Genomic DNA, 16,536 nt, shown 5'->3' with positions numbered 1-16,536 from the left:
CAGCCGACGCTCTGCCCGGGCAGTTTTGCATCCCCGGAGGCAGTAGCCCATATCATGACGCAGAAGTTTGTGATGTACTCACCACTGTATCGTCTGGAGCAGGAGTTTCAGCGGCAGGGACTGAAACTGTCCCGGCAGACCATGGCCAACTGGATCCTGCAGGCCTCGGACACCTGGCTGAGACCGGTGTATGACGCCCTGCACCGGCAGCTGTGCCAGGAGACCGTGCTGCACGGGGATGAGACCACGCTGCAGGTACTGAAGGAGCCGGGCAGGACGTCTACGAGCAAGTCCTACATGTGGGTCTACCGGACCAGCGGCTGCGCTGAATATCCCATTGTTCTGTACGAGTACCAGCCCAGCCGGAAGGCGGAGCACGCAGCCACCTTTCTCAAGGACTTCTCCGGCTGGCTGCATGCAGATGGCTACCAGGGGTACCACAAACTGCCCGAGAACATCCGGGTAGTTGGCTGCTGGGCCCATGCCAGGCGAAAATTTGACGAAGCGCTGCAGACGCAGCCCAAAGAGAAACGGCAGGATTCTCTGGCGGCGACCGGCGAGTGTTACTGCACCCGGCTGTTTCAGCTGGAGCAGTCTCTCATGGATCTGACACCGGAAGAACGCTATACCAAGCGGCTGGAACTGGAGAAACCGGTTCTGGACGCTCTGTTGGTATGGGCAAATGAGGCCAGCGCCAAGACTGCCCCCAAGTCTGCCCTGGGCAAGGCACTGCACTATCTGCGGGAGCAGTGGCCCTACCTGGTGCGCTATCTGGAGGACGGGAGGCTGGAGCTCTCCAACAACCGTGCCGAGCGTAGCATTAAGCCATTCGTCATGGGCCGGAAGAACTGGCTCTTTTCCAACACCCCTGCCGGCGCCCAGTCCAGCGCTGTGATCTACAGTCTGATTGAAACCGCAAAGGAGAATGACCTGGATCCCTACCGCTACCTGGTTTGGCTTCTGAACACCGCACCTGGGCTGAGCCGGAAGGATGAAGCCTGGGCGGAATCTTTCCTCCCAGTGAACGCACCCCAGGAATGTAAAATTCCAAAACCATAATGGAAATGCCGACCGCCATCTCAATGCCTGTGCGCTGAGATGGCGGCCTTTTTATACGCCGGGAGATTTGACGGTTACGAAAATCCGTCCATTTCAGCCGTAACGGTAGAGATGGGCGGATAGCGGTTTTGGGTGTCATGTTTCGGGGCGATTTTCAAGGAAAATGCGGCCATAGAGCCGCTCTAAAAAGCCCCATAGTATCACGGACAGGGCAGACTACGCCCCGCCGTTTTGTCATGTTTGGGTAGCGTTTTGGTGTCAGTTCTGCCGGGTTTCCCTGATGTCGTTCCTGCCCCTGAATCTCACAGCAGCGTTTTGTTCCCGTTGGTACGCTCGCTGCGGTCAAGGTTCCTCCAACTCCTTGCCGCAGGTCGTTGCGCTACATCGCCGGGGAGCATATCCCATCAGGCCGGTCATTCGATTGGAATAATCCATCGATGAACTGACTTAATCATAGCTCATTTTTGAACCCTTTCCCGTATGTCCAAAAAGTAGGAATACCGCCCCAAAATCGAAAATTTCCACGATTTCGGAACGGTATGGTATAATGGTTATATATGCTCGAAAACCACATAGAAAGGGAGTGGCAAACCGATGAAAGACCATGTTTCTTTGCAGGAACGCTTGAAAGATTTACGGGTGGAAAAGGGCTTGAAGCTGGAAGAACTGGCGGAAAAGACCGGCATTTCAAAATCTGCTTTAGCCAGCTATGAAAATGAAGAAAACCGAAACAAGGAAATCAATCACGGCAATCTTATCACGCTGGCAGACTTTTATGAGGTGTCCATTGACTATCTGTTCTGCCGGACAGAAAACCGGGAACAAATCAACACCCCGCTGTCCGAACTGCATTTGACCGATGAAGCCGTGGCACTTCTGAAAAGCGGACGGATCAATACTCGCCTGCTGTGCGAGATGATGTCCCACGAAAAATTTGCAGAGCTGATGGCTGACGCAGAAATCTATGTGGATGGAATGGCTACCATGCGGTTCCATGACATCAACAGTGCGCTGGCCGCTGTCCGGGCAATGATACTGGAAGAACATCCCGAAGCTGCCGCAGACCGTTCCCTGAAAATTCTGGAAGCCGGTCAGATAGAGGAAGAAGATTTTTTCTGCCATGTGACACACAAAACATGGGACGCTATCCTTCACGATATACGCAAAGCCCATGAGAACGACATGGAGAGTGCGCCGGATACCACGCCCGCCGATGAACTGATAAAGGAAGTCCGAAAGGCCATGCAGTCCACCGGCGACAGGGTGCAGGAATTTCTGGAAATCTTCTGCAAGGCGTTCCAGCTAAAATACAAGCGGCTCACAGACGAAGAAAGAACAACCCTGAAAAGGCTGTTCAAAAGATCGCCGCTGATTAAAAATTCCGGGATCAACTTCCGCCGTAGGCCGTGGAAATGAAAACTGCCGTTGCGGGATCGGCTCCTGCAACGGCAATTGGAATACTCCTGCCAATTTCTGTATACTTTCGTATACATTCTTTCCATTTATTTTATACAATTCTTCTTTGTCAGCTGCTTCACTCCAGGCCGCAGATAAACATGTAATGCCAACATTTTTTGAAGCAATCACATCAGAAACTGCATCCCCAATGTAGAGGCACTCTTCCGAAGATAAATTATATTTTCTCATCAGTATTAACAAGGATTCGCTTTTGCAGTTTTTAAACTCACTTCCTGTCATTATATCAGAAAACATATGCTTCATATTCAGCTTTTTCAAAGTAATCTTGCAGCTCTTTTCTCCTTTTCCGGTAATTAAAGCCACAATGATTCCCTTAGACTTTAAATGCTTTATTAAATCAATGGTTCCTTCAAAAGGAGTATTGCATTGAGAATGCAACTTTTCGTACTGAATATAGAAGTCCCGCAGTGCATCTTTCCATCTTTCTTTTACAACTGCCTTTACCATTCCGATTTCATTCAGCCCAAATGTTTGAATAATTTCTTCTTTGGTCAACGTATGTCCCGCATATGGCGATACAGCTTTTTCAAATGCTTCTATACACATCGGGATAGTATCGGCTATTGTTCCGTCTAAATCAAAAGCCACTAACCTAATCATCACATTCTCCATTTATTTTTCGAATCACTTTGCAAGGATTGCCAACGGCGACACAATTTGCCGGTATGTCCTTTGTTACAACGCTTCCTGCGCCAATGACTGTACCGTCTCCTATGGTTATTCCAGGAAGAATAATGACGCCACCCCCTATCCAGCATCCATTTCCTATCTTTACCGGTAATGCATATGTACGGCAGAAATATTCTCCGCTTTCCGGATTCCAATCCGGAGTAAGCCTTTCAGACAGCTCAACGGGATGTGTGGCAGTATAAATCTGTACATTGGACGCAATCAGTACATTATTGCCTATTTCAATTTTATTGCAGTCCACAAAGGTGCAATTCATATTAACAGATACATTAGTTCCAATATGAATGTTTTTTCCATAATCGCAGATAAAGGGAAGACCTACCGATACATTAGTTCCAATACTTCCAAAAAGCTGTTTCAAAATTTCTGTTTTCTCTTTCTTCTGGTCGTATGCCAATGCATTATATCGTGCCAGCAGTTTTCTTGCGTTATTCTTGTATTCCAAAAAAATCTCATTATGACAGTCATACCATTCTCCTGCCATACATTTTTCTAATTCGTTCATAATACATTGCACTCCTTAACATACACGAATTCTTACATGTTACTTTATTGCCCTTGTAATAATTTCGTCTTGTTCCAACTCAATCACATCCAAAATACCACAATTCAGGGTTTCGCAGATACGAACCAGCGTTTCCATGCTGATGTTCTTGCCTTTACCCATATTGGCAATCATATTCGTGGTAAGACCGGCGGCCAGCCGCAAGTCCTCTTTCCTCATGTTGCGCTCTTTTAAGGTATTCCAAAGCGGCTGATAACTGATGTGCATTTGTCCTCCCGCCTTTCTCCCTGTATAGGGGGTTCTGTCCTCATTATAGCAAAATTCTTGCGAACTCACAAACATTTCTTGACACAACCGCCGGTTCCGTCTGGATTGTGCTTTTCCTTTCTTCACTTTTATTACATCTAATTAGCCACGAGCTGCTTCATGCCCTGGCTCTTTGCTGATGTGTGATAAAGAAGTAGTAGAAGTGTAAAAAATTTTGCCGTTCCTATCCGGCGTTTGCGCATTGCGCCGGATAGGTCGGGCGGTCATTCGGGCAGGTCTACCTTGCCAACGAAAGAGTAATAAATATCAATGTCCTGTCTGCGTGTGCCGTTCTCGTCATAGCTGCACTCATGCACAACGATTTTCTCCACAAACTCACGCAAAAGGGTAGGGGTAAGTTCTTCAAAGCTGGTGTACTTGCGGACAACATTCATAAACTTTTCTGCGTTTACCGTGGCTTCCTGCGCTTTGGAAAGCTCTGCCCGGATAGCGGCGGCTCTCTCTTTCAGTTCTTTCTGCTCGGCTTCATAGTCTGCCGACAGCTCCGTGAAACGCTCGTCTGAAATGCGCCCGGTCACGCTGTCCTCATACAGCCGCTTGAAGATAGCGGATAACTCGCTGATACGCTTCTCGGCGGCTTCCAGCTCCTTTTTCCTTGCGGCGTTCCTGCGCTTGCCCCCGTCCTCGTTCTGCTCGATCAGCAGCTTCATAAACCGGGCTTCGTGCTTCGCTGCATAGCTGGTGACTTTCCGCAGATTGTCGGTCACTCCGGCGGTCAACAGGTCGGTGCGGATAAAGTGCGCCGTACAGTCACGGGTACGCTTCTTGTAGCTCCCGCAGATATAACAATCCTGCTTGCGGGTGGCGTTCTGGTAACGCTGCTGGTAAAGGACGCTGCCGCAGTCGGCACAAAAGAGTATGCCGGAGAATAAGCCCACTTCATCATAGCGGTTCGGGCGTTTGCGCTGCTTGCGTAACTCCTGCACACGCTCCCACATCTGGGTGTCAATGATAGGCTCATGGTGGTTCTCGAAAATCGCCTGTTTCTCAATGGGGTTCTCTACGCTGTGCTTGGTCTTGTAGGACGGCTTCTCCGTCTTGAAGTTTACCAGACAGCCCGTGTACTCCCTGTTTTCAAGGATATGTACCACGGTATTGGTCGCCCACTTGCACTCATAGCCGGGGTGGTAGCGGCGGGTGCTTCCCGTCCGACGGTATTCCAGCGTTCCCGGCGTGGGGATCTCCTGCTCTGTGAGCATACGGGCTATCTTGGTCGGCCCGTTCCCGGCAAGGCACAAGCTGTAAATCTGCCGCACAACAGGGGCGGCTTCCCCGTCAATGATAAAATTTTCGTCCTCGTCCATAAAGTAGCCGTATACGGGTTTGCTCGTGACGGGCTTCCCGCTCATACCCTTAGACCGTTTTACTGCTTTGATTTTCTTGCTCGTATCTCTCACCAGCCATTCGTTAAAAATGTTCCGCAGAGGGGCAAAATCATTGTCGCCCTGTGCGCTGTCCACTCCGTCATTGATAGCGATAAAGCGGACGCCTTTCTGTGGGAAAATCATTTCCGTATACATTCCCACTTGCAGATAGTTTCGCCCTAACCGTGACATATCCTTGACGATAACGGTGCCGACTTTTCCGGCTTCAATGTCCGCAAGCATGGCTTGAAAACCGGGTCTTTGGAAGTTCGCCCCAGAATAACCGTCATCTGTGTACCATTGCAGATTGGAAAAGCCGTTCTGCTTCGCATAGGTTTCAAGAATACGCTTCTGGTTTGAAATAGAATTGCTCTCACCTTGCAGCTCGTCCTCGTGGGATAATCTCGGATAAAGGGCGGTAATAAGGTTTCGGGTGGTCTGTCTTAACATAGTGTCCTCCATTTCCGACAGCCAGCCCCACTATTCCGTATGACTATCATACCACACGCCGGGGCTGGCTGTACAGTCCTTTCTGCTTCTTTACGTCCCGTCAAATTGCCGATTTTTGTGTAGCAGCTTCCGCTTCCAGCACTTTCAGCATTTTATCGGCGGCGGTGGCGGTGGTGTCCTGCTTGAAATAGCCGGAAACGACAAGGACAGAATTACCTATGCGGATTTCCGTCACGCAATCCGGGCGGCGGGTGCTGCGGTCATTCTTTGGGGTGTTGGTCATAGGCGGCTCTCCTTTCTGTTCATCAGCTTTTTCAGTTGTCCCATTTTCTCCTGCGCCGTGGCTTTTCGGAAGTTGCTCCCGGTAAAGCGGACAGGAGAACACATTTCAATCAGACGGTCATAAATGCGGGCGTGGGCGGTGTCCTCCGGGTGCTGCAAGTCCTCCAGCGTGAGATTAGTCGTGACGATCAGCGGCCTGCCGCTGCGGTAACGGCTGTCAATCACGTTGTAGACCTGCTCTAAGCCGTATTCCGTTCCCCGTTCCATTCCAAAATCGTCAAGGATAAGCAGCGGGAAGCTGCAAAGTCGGGAGATATATTCATTCCTGCCCTCAAAGCTGGCGGCAAGGTCACCCAATATCAATGCAAAGTTTGTCATGCACACGGGGATTTCACGCTCCATAAGGGCATTTGCGATACAGCCCGCAAAATAGCTCTTGCCTGTGCCAACGCCGCCCCATAGCAGATAGCCAATGTTGCGCTCTTTCATGGTTTCCCAGTTCTCCACATAGAAATGGGCGTGTTCCATTTGCGGGCACTTGCCGTTGTCGTTCTCAAACGTCCAGCCCTGCATAGCCGGGTCTGTAAAGCCCCGCCGCTTCAACCGCTCGACAGTTTCAAGGTGACTGCGCTGTTTCTCTGCGGCTTCCCGTTCCTCACGCTCTGCCCGCTGGCAGTCACATTCTGCCGGGTGGCGGTCACGCCCCAGCCATGCGGCGGTTTCTTTGGGGAAATAGCCCTCTTTGGGCTTGTGGCACTTCCCGCAGTATAAAAGCCCGTCCTCGCCGGTGTAGTCCTCCGGCTCCGGCGTGGTGTCGGTCATATTCAAAATCATTTCATCAAATCCATTCGTCATAAGCTCTCGCCCTCCTTGCATGAATAATCGGGTATGCCCTGTTTCGGGGCAGCCTTGCCTTTGGCAGCGTCCTCCTGCGCCCACTTGTAAATGGTGGCTGCATGGCTGTGGTACTGTTTCCCGGTGGAAGCGATATGGCAGGAAAGCCGGTCAATATAATACTCCCACTTGTCGGGCAACTCTGTTTTTAGCCCGGAAAGCTCTGTATCGGTCAGTATCACATTGTTGTATCTGCCATAAGCGGCGGGGGCGGGGTGTCCCGTTTCTCCCTCTCTCTCTTTTTCTATCTCTATCTCTTTCTCTAACTCTATCTCTATCTCTGGTGGACGAATGTCGGACAAATGTCCGCCTTTTGTCCGGGGCGGTAAAAGTGCCTTGTTTTCCAGTCTTGCAGCCCGTTTCCGCTCGGCTTCGGTAGAGGACTGTCCTATCATCAGCTCAATGTCGGTCATATAGAAAGCCCCGCTGTCAAGCTGCTCCACAAGCCCCAACTGCCGGAAAATCTCTAAAGCCCTCTCAACCGTCCCTATCTGGTGGCGGGTCAGTGTCGCTATCATCTGCGCTGTGTAGGGGATATGCTCGTCAAGCTGCAATTTCCCGCCGTTTTTCAGCGATTTTAAGTACAGCTTCAAGAGGATATTGGAGTATAAAATCCCGTCTTTCATATCTTCCAGCAGCACAATGGAGTCGCTGTCAAAAAAGTTCTCTTTCAGCTTGAGGTAGTAATACTTGCGGTTATCTGCCATTGTCCCTGTCCTCCTTTTTCCGGCGTTTGGAGTAGTAGTGGGGGCAGAGTATGATAACCGCCCGGAAGCTCTGCTTGCAGCTATGGGTACAGCCCCGGCAGAGGTCATTGTATGTGATACGATCGCAGGTGGAATTCCCGACTTTCACTTGCCGCAGGAAAAAAGACCATTCCAGCCGCCGTTTCTTGCTCATTCTTGGCATGGGTGCGCTCCTTTCTGCCGTTTCCGCTGGTGTGGCGGTATCGGCGGTAATTCTGTATCATCTCGGTATCATTTTCGGGTTTTTTCTGCCCTATAAGCCCGTTAAAAAATCCTTTGGTATTTGCGGATAGGGTACGGGGCAGCCCCCTTGTTCTGTATAGGTTCGGGTACATTTTGGGGCGGTTTTTATCGTTCCTGTTCCTGCCTTTTCACAGGCTTGCGCTCCCGGTGTAAAATCTGGTCGATATTGCCCTTGACAGTCTGTAAGCGGCGGTATTCCTCCCGTTTTGCCCGGTAATCGTTGTAGCCGCTGTTTTTCTCTTGGATAAGGGTTTCAATCTCTGCTTGCAGGGCTTTATAGCTCGGCAGCTTGGAAATGCCGTTTTCCCTGAAATAGCGGGCGGCTGCGTCTGCTATGATAAAGTCGCTTTCGTACTTCTGACGGTAGGCTGCTTTTGCTTTGGCGTTTTTCTGCTGTTTCAGCCCGTCCCGGACAGGGCGGGTCTTGGAATAGGCAAGCACCTGCCGTTGCAGCTCCTTTTTCCCGTTCAGCGTCTTTTCCATCTGCTTCAGCTCTGTAAGGCTTTCCCGCATGGCGGTATAGGCGGCAGAACAGGCTTCGTCCAGTTCCTCCGGGGAAGAAAAGCCGTACTGCTGATAGGCGGTAACGGTAGCTGCCATTTGCTTTAGGTTGTGCTTTGCCGCCCAGCGGTCATAGCCCACGCCCTTGCCCTCGGCTCGCTTGGCTTCCCGGTCAACCATGCGCTGCAAGGTGTTGTCTGCCGGGGTGGTTTTTGTGGTTTTTTCCCCTTGTGACAGCTTTTTAACCGCGGCAGGGTATTCGAGTATGGCTTTGCTCTGTTCGGCGGCTCTGTGGGCGTTCTGCGTAAGCAGGACAAGGACAGCAGCCTTGTCAAAATCGTCCCCCAGCTTCCGGGCTGTGATAGGCTTTGTCCTGTCCGGCGTGAGGTAGGAAAGCCGCCCCCGGCTCTCCTTGACGGTCACACCCTCCCGCAGCAAAAGGGAAGAAAATTCGTCAAAGCTGCCAGCTTGGGAAAGTGCCTGCCGTATCGTCCGGCGCAGCTTCGCCTTGTCCGTTTCAAACTTGGTGGGCTTGGTCGGCTGTCCTGCGGCTTCTCTGACAGCGTTCTCTTTATCAAGGGCAAGCTGTCCTTTCTTTGCCGCCCAGTATTCCCGTTCGGTTATCCGTTCCTTGCTGCCGCTTAGGAGGTCGATTTGGTAAAGCCCCTCCCGGTGGCACATCTCCATGACTTCACTCTTGAAATATTCCATAGCGGCGTTGGTGCAGCGGTGCTTGCAGCCCTCCCGTGTGTCGGCTGGTCTGTCCATGTAGGGCAGAAGCGGGACTTCATAAATCCGCAGGGAGTTGATGACGATATGCACATGGATATTGCCGCTGTGGTTATGCCCGTCCGGGTGGGTGCAGACTAAGGCTTGGTGTCCGGGGAAATGCTCTTTACAGAACTGCTCGCCCAGCTCCTGCGCCCGGTCTACGGTCAAGCCGTTGTCTGTCCCGTCCCGTGGGTCAAAGCTGATGATATAGTGGTGGCTTTTCACATCTTCCCGTTTTTGGTTTTTCTCATAGCGGAGATTAGCCCGCATACAGGCAACAGCGAAATCCTCGCCCCCACAGTTGAGGGAAGAAATGCGGTAATCCTCCCTCGGTATCAGCCGCCCGTTTTCATCAAGGGTGGGCTTCATGGTAAACTCGTCATGCTCAAATGTGAGATAGGCTTCCGCTGCGCCATAGTCCGCATTTTTAGAGCTGATATGTTTGAATGTTGCCAACAGCGTCACCCACTTTCTGCAAGACTTCAAACTTTAGGGCAGCAAGGTCGGAAACCGCCGCCCGTACCTCCCCGGCAAGCTGCGGGTAGGGGCTGTGCCACTCGTTCAGCGTCCGGGCTATCTGGTTTAAGTTGCCGCCGATCCTGCCGTATTCGGCGGTCAGCTTCCCGACAGCGGCAAGCAACTCGTCATTGACGGGGGAAACGGTTATGATGGGGCGTATGGCTGCCCCGGTTATGGCTTGCCGGATAAACTCGGCTTGGCTCATGTTGTAAGCAGAAAGCCTTTCCGCAAACTCGGCGTATTCTTCCTCGGTCATGCGTGTCTTGACTACCCGGCTGCGGTGCGGCGTGTTATATCGTTTTCGCATGGTAAAACCTCCTTCGGCTGTGCGTGGTGTCCTCTCACTAATAGGAGAAAAACAGGGTGTAAAGCGGAACTGTTTTTGAAAAATCCGAAAAATTATTTTGAGGGATTTTCCAGCGGCGTAAGCCGCATAAGCAGGGTTTGGGGAAGGCACTCCCCAACAAGATTCCCGCAGGGGCAAAATGAGCGATAAGCGAATTTTGGTACTGCGGTAGAATCTTGCTCTGAAAAACTCCGGCGTTCCCCGGCTTCCGTACTTTCCGCTAACAAGACGTTTCAAAAGGGCTTTGCTACCCGCTATTCCGGCATATCTTGAAAATTTTCCTTTCACTACCTACAACACCACGCAAAGCAAAATGGACGGAGATTTTTAGAATTTCCCCTTATTCCCTACAACACCACGCAAGCCGAAAAAGGCGGACAATGGCAGTATTTTTTTCTTTGATACCCTCCACGGATAAGTAAGGGATTTTGCCAACTGCGGCGGCAATTTTCCCTTTTGTTTTTTCATACTGGGGATTTTCAAAAATGCCAAACAGGAACGAAAAAAAGCAGCAAATCTGTTGAATAGATTTACTGCTTTCTGGTTGCCGGCGAAGCGGCGGTTATTCAGTTGTAGGCGGTAGGGCTATCTCCCAAAGCGGAACTTGAAAATAGCTGTGAGAAGCGTCTGGGTGATGTAGTCCTCTGTATCTTGGTCTACCCGTCCATTCACACGGGCGGCACATTGTATGCGGCGGCGGTAATACTGCAATACAGTTCCCACCGCTTCCGGCTCCCCGCTGGTGGCTTGGACGATTGTTTCATAGGGGAGAAGCCTATTATTTCTCATATGCCATTCCCTCCATTTCCGCTTGGAGCTGCCGTAGGACTTTTCGGATATGGTAGCCCGCTGTGCTGCGGCTGCGCCCGTACTGTCTGCCAATTTCGTGCTGTGGAATACGCTTGAAAAAGGACAGGTAAATCATTTCCCGCTCCCGTTCGTCCAGCCGTGACAGGGCTTCCGCAAGTAAGCCGCTGCTGAAAATGACCGTATCGCCGCAAAGGGTAAGTATGTATTCCTCGTCCGGCTCCGGGGCTTGGAAATATTCATCTGTCGTGCCTAAAGGGTAGTGCTTTTCGTCTGTGAGGTATTCAAGGGATATTTCTCTTTTGTGCTTCCTGCTCCGTGTCCTCGCTGCGTTGATCGTTGCATTTCGGATAACGACTTTGCAAAAGGCATGGAAAGTGTACTCGATATGTTCCCGATATTCTTCTGTACAGGTCATGGAAAATCCCCCTTTCCTCCCAAAAGGGCTGTGGCTGGTTAGTAGTTGCTTTTTATGATAGTAAGGGGCGGCAGCACTTTAGGCTGTCGCTCCTTGACTGCCTAACTGCAAAACCGGGCGGGGCTGTCAACGGCGGGCGAAGCCCGTTCATCTTGACCGTTGACTGGCTCGGCCAGGTTTGCTATTTATCCGGCAAACTTGAATTTATTTTAAGCTATCACGTTTTACCTTTTTAAGCCTTACTATCATTACCATAGGAATTTCTTTGTTGTTTTTGAAACATTCTTCATAAAATCCATCAATGACAAATCCAGCTCTAAAACAAAGGTTAAAAATATCTTGTATGGAACGATGATAATAAATCTGCTCCTCCGGTTGCCCTTCAATCGCTATACCATAGTAACTGTGCGGTGTCATATATTTTTCAGTCAACGTGATAAAACAAGGGTGTTGCGTTGCAAAGACAAAAATTCCGCTTTCCTCCAACAGTTCATAAACAGCCATAAGAAGTGGTTCAATATCCGTAATATCCATAATTGCCATATTAGAAACTGCTTTCGTAAAGGCTCGATTTCTTTTTAATTCTAATATACTTTCTCTATTGGTCGCATCCGCTACACAAAATTCAATTTGTTTTGCATATTGTGATTGCCGTCTTTTAGCCAATTCTATCATTTTTTTGCTGTAATCAAAAGCGACAATCGAAGCGCCTCTTTGTGCAAGATACGAAGAATAATTTCCATTGCCACACGCAATATCCAAAATGTAATCCGCAGGATTAGGAGATAGAAGTTCCGTTACTTTGGGACGCACTACCTCTCTGTGAAATTCATTAGATTTGTCACCCATTGCATTATCCCAAAATTGTGCGTTTTTCTCCCAGATTTTTTTACTTTCCTCTGTTCCCATGTTCTCTCCCACTCCCAAAATTTGCCTTTTTGCTTCCATTAAATCTTCCTTACTATATTCCATTGTTACCCTCCATAACTTCTGATTGTTGCCGTCTTGACTATTATGTATCTTTTCTTTCCAAAATGGTATAGGCTTTTATTTTTATAATGCTGCAAAACTTTTCTTCTGTAAGGTATTCAAAGGATATTTCCCTTTGCCGCCGCTATTGGAAAGCCAAAAGCAGCGGCTTTTTTACGCGATATGACCGAAAAGTCTAGAAAGCAGGATATGTCATCATTTGTCATTTCTTCTCAATGTAATAACTGCATGGCATATCAAGCCAAATACAAGAGAAAAACAGCCACCGCCAAATAGTGATGCTCCCCACCCTGCACCCGTCATTGTCATAAAACCGCCAACAAAGAAAATACCAATGCCAAGAAATATCCCGACACCATAAAAAAGTCCAATTGCCATATCATACTTATTAAATTGTCGTTTCTCTTTTTTTTCACATGTTTCCATTTTTGTTATTACCTCCTTCGCAAAATCGTCCATGTGGACTCCAAAAAGAAAACAAATTTTTTTCAACGTATTTAAATCGGGTTCATTAACATCTCTCTCCCAATTCGATAGCGCCTGCCGGGTAACATTCAATTCCCCAGCCAGTTCTTCCTGTGTCATTCCCGATTGTGTTCGCAGATGACGTATTTGCTTTCCTGTTGTAATATCCGTCTGTTTCTGGTTCAAAATGGTTCCTCCTCTCTGATGCTGATTTTATCAATATACGATACATTTATGCAGACAACACCACGGATCGGCTTTTGGCTGGACAATTCCAATCAAACACCACAGCAGACAGCAGAAACCATTCTGAACACCAGGAAGCCGGTATGATTGTTACATATAAGGGGAAGAAAAATTTCTTTTAAGTACTTGCTTTCCTAAAACTGATGTGATATAATAGCTTCATTCCAGAAAAGGAGTAAAAAATATGCGGCAAGGTATTCTTAAATAAACTGTCAATTTGATAGTGGGAACAAAAAGTAGCAGTCCCGTTTCACTTTTAATATGGGGCTTAGTTTTTTGTACCCAGTTTAAGAATACTTTTATCATGTAATTTTATATGCCCGAAAACATATAAGTGTTTTGGGGCTATTGGAGTTATTTACCCAGTGATAGGAGTATTTATCACTGGGTATTTTTATGCCCTTTTTTGGGTGTTGATAGGAGGAAAATCACATGAAAATAATTAACTTAGGCATTCTGGCTCACGTTGACGCAGGAAAGACAACATTAACGGAAAGTTTATTGTATACCAGTGGTGCAATTGCAGAACTAGGGAGCGTAGATGAAGGCACAACAAGGACAGATACAATGAATTTGGAGCGTCAAAGGGGAATCACTATCCAGACAGCAGTGACATCTTTTCAGTGGGAGGATGTAAAAGTCAACATTATAGATACGCCAGGTCATATGGATTTTTTAACCGAAGCATACCGCTCTTTATCTGTCCTTGACGGAGCTGTTTTAGTCATTTCGGCAAAAGACGGCGTACAGGCACAAACCCGTATATTATTCCATGCGCTTCAGAAAATGGACATTCCGACAATTATCTTTATAAATAAGATAGACCAAAATGGGATCGACCTGCGGCGTGTTTACCAAAGCATTAAAGATAAACTTACCAGTGATATGATTGTCATGCAGGAGGTTTCCCTGTCGCCAAAGATAACCATGACCGATATTTCTGATTTGGACAAATGGGATATGATTATTTCCGGAAGCGATGAACTATTAGAACGATATGTTGCAGAGGATTCTTTGGATATACAGGAATTACAATATGAAAAGTGCAAAAGAACCAGATGCTGCTCTTTGTTTCCTGTTTATCATGGGAGTGCAAAAGACAATTTAGGAACAGAAAAACTGATTGAAGCGATTACAGAAACTTTCATTACAGAAACAGACGATATTCAGTCTGAATTATGTGGATATGTTTTTAAGGTTGAGTATACAGAGCGGAAAAAACGGCTTTCTTATTTACGCCTGTATCATGGGACGCTCCATTTACGGGATACCCTGCTGCTGTCAAAAAAGGAAAAAATAAAGATTACAGAAATGTGTATTCCGTCAAATGGTGAAATCGTCCCGGTTGACCATGCCTGTCCGGGAGAAATTGTTATTTTAGCTGATGATACTTTGAAACTGAACGACATTCTGGGAAATGAAAAACTCCTGCCTCACAAAACACGGATTGATAATCCCATGCCATTACTTCGGACAACGGTAGAGCCGCAAAAGCCGGAGCAAAGGGAAGCCCTGTTAAATGCCCTCACAGAGATTGCTGATACAGACCCTCTTTTGCATTTTGACATTGATACTGTTACACATGAGATTATATTATCTTTTTTGGGAAAAGTACAGTTAGAAGTTATTTGTTCGCTATTAGAAGAAAAATATCATGTGGGCGTGGCTATGAAAGAGCCTTCGGTTATTTATCTGGAAAGACCGCTTAGAAAAGCAGAATATACCATCCACATAGAAGTCCCGCCAAATCCTTTCTGGGCTTCTGTCGGGTTGTCCATAGAGCCGCTCCCTATTGGAAGCGGAGTGCAGTATGAAAGCAGAGTTTCACTTGGATATTTAAATCAATCGTTCCAAAATGCGGTTATGGAGGGGGTTCTTTATGGCTGCGAGCAGGGGCTGTATGGATGGAAAGTGACAGACTGTAAAATCTGTTTTGAATATGGATTGTATTATAGTCCTGTAAGTACCCCCGCAGACTTTCGGCTGCTTTCCCCTATCGTATTGGAGCAGGCTTTAAAAAAAGCAGGGACAGAACTATTAGAGCCATATCTCCAATTTGAAATTTATGCACCGCAGGAATATCTCTCACGGGCGTATCATGATGCCCCAAGGTATTGTGCAGATATTGTAAGTACCCAGATAAAGAATGACGAGGTCATTCTGAAAGGAGAAATCCCTGCCAGATGTATTCAAGAATACAGGAACGATTTAACTTATTTCACAAATGGGCAGGGAGTCTGCTTGACAGAGTTAAAAGGATACCAGCCAGCTACTGGTAAACTTATTTGCCAACCCCGCCGCCCGAATAGCCGTATAGATAAGGTTCGGCATATGTTCCACAAGTTAGCCTAACAGCTTGCGAAAGTCGTATAAAATGAGAAAGGAGAATGTAACTTCATGTTTTCTAAAAATTCAAAGGCATATTCTGTCTATCTGCTGTTCCGATTTGTCTATTCCCTGGCGGCTTCTATGGCCACAGTGCTTTCCATCGTGTACCACCTGGAGGTGGTGCAGCTGGATGCTTTTCAGCTTGTCCTGGTGGGGACTGTTCTGGAAACCTCCTGCTTTCTGTTCGAGATACCCACCGGTGTGGTGGCGGATTTGTATAGCCGTCGGCGCTCGGTGCTGATTGGAATGTTCCTCTACGGCCTGGGCTTTCTGATGGAGGGTGCGCTGCCGTGGTTCGCGACGGTTCTGCTGGCCCAGGTTGTCTGGGGTTGCGGTGATACCTTCATCACCGGCGCTCTGGAGGCGTGGATTGCCTCGGAGGAAGAGGACAAGCCCATGGATAAGGTGTTCCTGCGTGGCATTCAAATGGGGCAAATCGGCGGCGTTCTGGGCGTGGTGCTGGGCACACTGCTGGGAAACATAAACCTGCAAATGCCTATCATCTTGGGGGGCAGTTTGTGCTTGCTGCTGGGGCTGGTGCTGGTTCGCATCATGCCAGAAACCAACTTCTCCCCTGCTATTGAGGAACGGCAGGGCTTGCTTAAAGACTTTGTCTGCCTGTTCAAGCTCAACCTGGGCTTTGTGAAAGGCGCACCTGTGTTGCTGGCGCTCTTAGCAATCACACTGTGCGGGGGACTTGCCAGTGAAGGCTTTGACCGGCTCTCCACCGCTCATTTTCTGGATGACACGGTAATACCCGTTATCGGGCCACTGAACAGCGTCACTTGGTTCGGTGTTATCAGGCTTATCGGCAACGGCTTAGGTATTCTGGCTTCTCAGTTGCTCATCGCCCGCATGGAGAAAAAAGGGACTGTCAGCCGAACCAGTGTGGTCATGTCCACCAGCGCCGGGTATATCCTGTGCCTAGTTCTCTTCGCGGTGGGGCGGAGCTTTTGGTTCATGTTGTTGGTGTTCCTGCTGGCGGGGCTTATGCGCACCATCAAGGAGCCTGTGCTGGCCGCCTGGATGAACGACCATGTGGATGA

17 protein-coding genes and 1 pseudogene are annotated in these 16,536 nt (G+C 48.5%); 4 read left to right on the top strand and 14 right to left on the bottom strand.

Annotation, left to right across the window (positions count from 1 at the left end):
* Positions 1-1,059, top strand: a 1,059-nt coding sequence (gene tnpC / locus ACEVJL_RS16360) for an IS66 family transposase (protein WP_374738437.1), incomplete at its 5' end; no start/stop codon positions are given.
* A 594-nt stretch (positions 1,060-1,653) separates the two neighbouring features.
* Entirely contained in the window at positions 1,654-2,475 is an 822-nt protein-coding gene (locus ACEVJL_RS16355) for a helix-turn-helix domain-containing protein (RefSeq protein WP_374738436.1), read from the top strand.
* Here the strand turns inward: ACEVJL_RS16355 and ACEVJL_RS16350 are convergent.
* From ACEVJL_RS16350 to ACEVJL_RS16285, 14 genes and pseudogenes are all read right to left on the bottom strand, one after another.
* Positions 2,362-3,138: an HAD family hydrolase gene (locus ACEVJL_RS16350; RefSeq protein WP_374738435.1), complete on the bottom strand. Its 777-nt coding sequence runs from the start codon at positions 3,136-3,138 to the stop codon at positions 2,362-2,364. The genes ACEVJL_RS16355 and ACEVJL_RS16350 overlap by 114 nt on opposite strands.
* The gene (locus tag ACEVJL_RS16345; RefSeq protein WP_425475202.1) at positions 3,131-3,733 is read right to left on the bottom strand and encodes a sugar O-acetyltransferase; all 603 of its coding nucleotides are present in this window, start codon (positions 3,731-3,733) and stop codon (positions 3,131-3,133) included. Before ACEVJL_RS16345 ends, ACEVJL_RS16350 begins: the two co-directional genes overlap by 8 nt.
* A gap of 63 nt (positions 3,734-3,796) precedes the next feature.
* A pseudogene (locus ACEVJL_RS16340) lies at positions 3,797-4,069 on the bottom strand (helix-turn-helix domain-containing protein); the annotation flags it as partial.
* A gap of 194 nt (positions 4,070-4,263) precedes the next feature.
* Positions 4,264-5,874: a recombinase family protein gene (locus ACEVJL_RS16335; protein WP_002605633.1), complete on the bottom strand. Its 1,611-nt coding sequence runs from the start codon at positions 5,872-5,874 to the stop codon at positions 4,264-4,266.
* A 100-nt stretch (positions 5,875-5,974) separates the two neighbouring features.
* Positions 5,975-6,157 (bottom strand): transposon-encoded TnpW family protein, encoded by a 183-nt coding sequence (locus tag ACEVJL_RS16330; RefSeq protein WP_002605634.1) that lies wholly within the window; start codon positions 6,155-6,157, stop codon positions 5,975-5,977.
* Positions 6,154-7,011: an ATP-binding protein gene (locus ACEVJL_RS16325; RefSeq protein WP_002605635.1), complete on the bottom strand. Its 858-nt coding sequence runs from the start codon at positions 7,009-7,011 to the stop codon at positions 6,154-6,156. Before ACEVJL_RS16325 ends, ACEVJL_RS16330 begins: the two co-directional genes overlap by 4 nt.
* Positions 7,008-7,757, bottom strand: coding sequence for a phage replisome organizer N-terminal domain-containing protein (locus ACEVJL_RS16320; protein WP_002569235.1), 750 nt, complete (start codon positions 7,755-7,757; stop codon positions 7,008-7,010). Before ACEVJL_RS16320 ends, ACEVJL_RS16325 begins: the two co-directional genes overlap by 4 nt.
* A complete protein-coding gene (locus ACEVJL_RS16315) occupies positions 7,747-7,959 on the bottom strand; it encodes a hypothetical protein (RefSeq protein WP_002569236.1) in 213 nt (70 codons plus the stop codon). Before ACEVJL_RS16315 ends, ACEVJL_RS16320 begins: the two co-directional genes overlap by 11 nt.
* Positions 7,960-8,144: 185 nt before the next feature.
* Positions 8,145-9,767: a relaxase/mobilization nuclease domain-containing protein gene (locus tag ACEVJL_RS16310; RefSeq protein ID WP_002569237.1), complete on the bottom strand. Its 1,623-nt coding sequence runs from the start codon at positions 9,765-9,767 to the stop codon at positions 8,145-8,147.
* A complete protein-coding gene (locus ACEVJL_RS16305; RefSeq protein WP_002569238.1) occupies positions 9,739-10,137 on the bottom strand; it encodes a plasmid mobilization protein in 399 nt (132 codons plus the stop codon). Before ACEVJL_RS16305 ends, ACEVJL_RS16310 begins: the two co-directional genes overlap by 29 nt.
* Before the next feature lie 624 nt (positions 10,138-10,761).
* Positions 10,762-10,965 (bottom strand): helix-turn-helix domain-containing protein, encoded by a 204-nt coding sequence (locus ACEVJL_RS16300; RefSeq protein WP_003505336.1) that lies wholly within the window; start codon positions 10,963-10,965, stop codon positions 10,762-10,764.
* Positions 10,955-11,401: an RNA polymerase sigma factor gene (locus ACEVJL_RS16295; RefSeq protein ID WP_003505338.1), complete on the bottom strand. Its 447-nt coding sequence runs from the start codon at positions 11,399-11,401 to the stop codon at positions 10,955-10,957. The genes ACEVJL_RS16300 and ACEVJL_RS16295 overlap by 11 nt, the downstream gene beginning before the upstream one ends.
* Positions 11,402-11,605: 204 nt before the next feature.
* Positions 11,606-12,373, bottom strand: coding sequence for a class I SAM-dependent methyltransferase (locus tag ACEVJL_RS16290; RefSeq protein ID WP_003505400.1), 768 nt, complete (start codon positions 12,371-12,373; stop codon positions 11,606-11,608).
* Positions 12,374-12,586: 213 nt separating this feature from the next.
* A complete protein-coding gene (locus tag ACEVJL_RS16285; RefSeq protein WP_374738433.1) occupies positions 12,587-13,042 on the bottom strand; it encodes a helix-turn-helix domain-containing protein in 456 nt (151 codons plus the stop codon).
* A gap of 492 nt (positions 13,043-13,534) precedes the next feature.
* Between ACEVJL_RS16285 and tet(O/32/O) the strand changes: the two genes are divergently transcribed.
* The gene (gene tet(O/32/O), locus ACEVJL_RS16280) at positions 13,535-15,454 is read left to right on the top strand and encodes a tetracycline resistance ribosomal protection mosaic protein Tet(O/32/O) (protein ID WP_374738432.1); all 1,920 of its coding nucleotides are present in this window, start codon (positions 13,535-13,537) and stop codon (positions 15,452-15,454) included.
* A 45-nt stretch (positions 15,455-15,499) separates the two neighbouring features.
* Positions 15,500-16,536: MFS transporter (locus tag ACEVJL_RS16275; protein WP_374738431.1), on the top strand; the 1,037-nt coding region annotated here is incomplete at its 3' end.

Origin of the sequence: Flintibacter porci (assembly GCF_041925195.1) — a bacterium.
GTDB classification, from domain to species: domain Bacteria; phylum Bacillota; class Clostridia; order Oscillospirales; family Oscillospiraceae; genus Lawsonibacter; species Lawsonibacter porci.
This window is presented reverse-complemented; position numbering and strand designations above follow the sequence as displayed.

What these genes read in the sequence shown, in the direction of transcription:
- ACEVJL_RS16320 (WP_002569235.1), bottom strand. Translation starts at nt 7,757, where the DNA reads ATGGCAGATAACCGCAAGTATTACTACCTCAAGCTGAAAGAGAACTTT.
- ACEVJL_RS16300 (WP_003505336.1), bottom strand. Translation starts at nt 10,965, where the DNA reads ATGAGAAATAATAGGCTTCTCCCCTATGAAACAATCGTCCAAGCCACC.
- ACEVJL_RS16290 (WP_003505400.1), bottom strand. Translation starts at nt 12,373, where the DNA reads ATGGAATATAGTAAGGAAGATTTAATGGAAGCAAAAAGGCAAATTTTG.
- ACEVJL_RS16350 (WP_374738435.1), bottom strand. Translation starts at nt 3,138, where the DNA reads ATGATTAGGTTAGTGGCTTTTGATTTAGACGGAACAATAGCCGATACT.
- ACEVJL_RS16295 (WP_003505338.1), bottom strand. Translation starts at nt 11,401, where the DNA reads ATGACCTGTACAGAAGAATATCGGGAACATATCGAGTACACTTTCCAT.
- ACEVJL_RS16355 (WP_374738436.1), top strand. Translation starts at nt 1,654, where the DNA reads ATGAAAGACCATGTTTCTTTGCAGGAACGCTTGAAAGATTTACGGGTG.
- ACEVJL_RS16335 (WP_002605633.1), bottom strand. Translation starts at nt 5,874, where the DNA reads ATGTTAAGACAGACCACCCGAAACCTTATTACCGCCCTTTATCCGAGA.
- ACEVJL_RS16315 (WP_002569236.1), bottom strand. Translation starts at nt 7,959, where the DNA reads ATGCCAAGAATGAGCAAGAAACGGCGGCTGGAATGGTCTTTTTTCCTG.
- ACEVJL_RS16325 (WP_002605635.1), bottom strand. Translation starts at nt 7,011, where the DNA reads ATGACGAATGGATTTGATGAAATGATTTTGAATATGACCGACACCACG.
- ACEVJL_RS16345 (WP_425475202.1), bottom strand. Translation starts at nt 3,733, where the DNA reads ATGAACGAATTAGAAAAATGTATGGCAGGAGAATGGTATGACTGTCAT.
- ACEVJL_RS16305 (WP_002569238.1), bottom strand. Translation starts at nt 10,137, where the DNA reads ATGCGAAAACGATATAACACGCCGCACCGCAGCCGGGTAGTCAAGACA.
- ACEVJL_RS16330 (WP_002605634.1), bottom strand. Translation starts at nt 6,157, where the DNA reads ATGACCAACACCCCAAAGAATGACCGCAGCACCCGCCGCCCGGATTGC.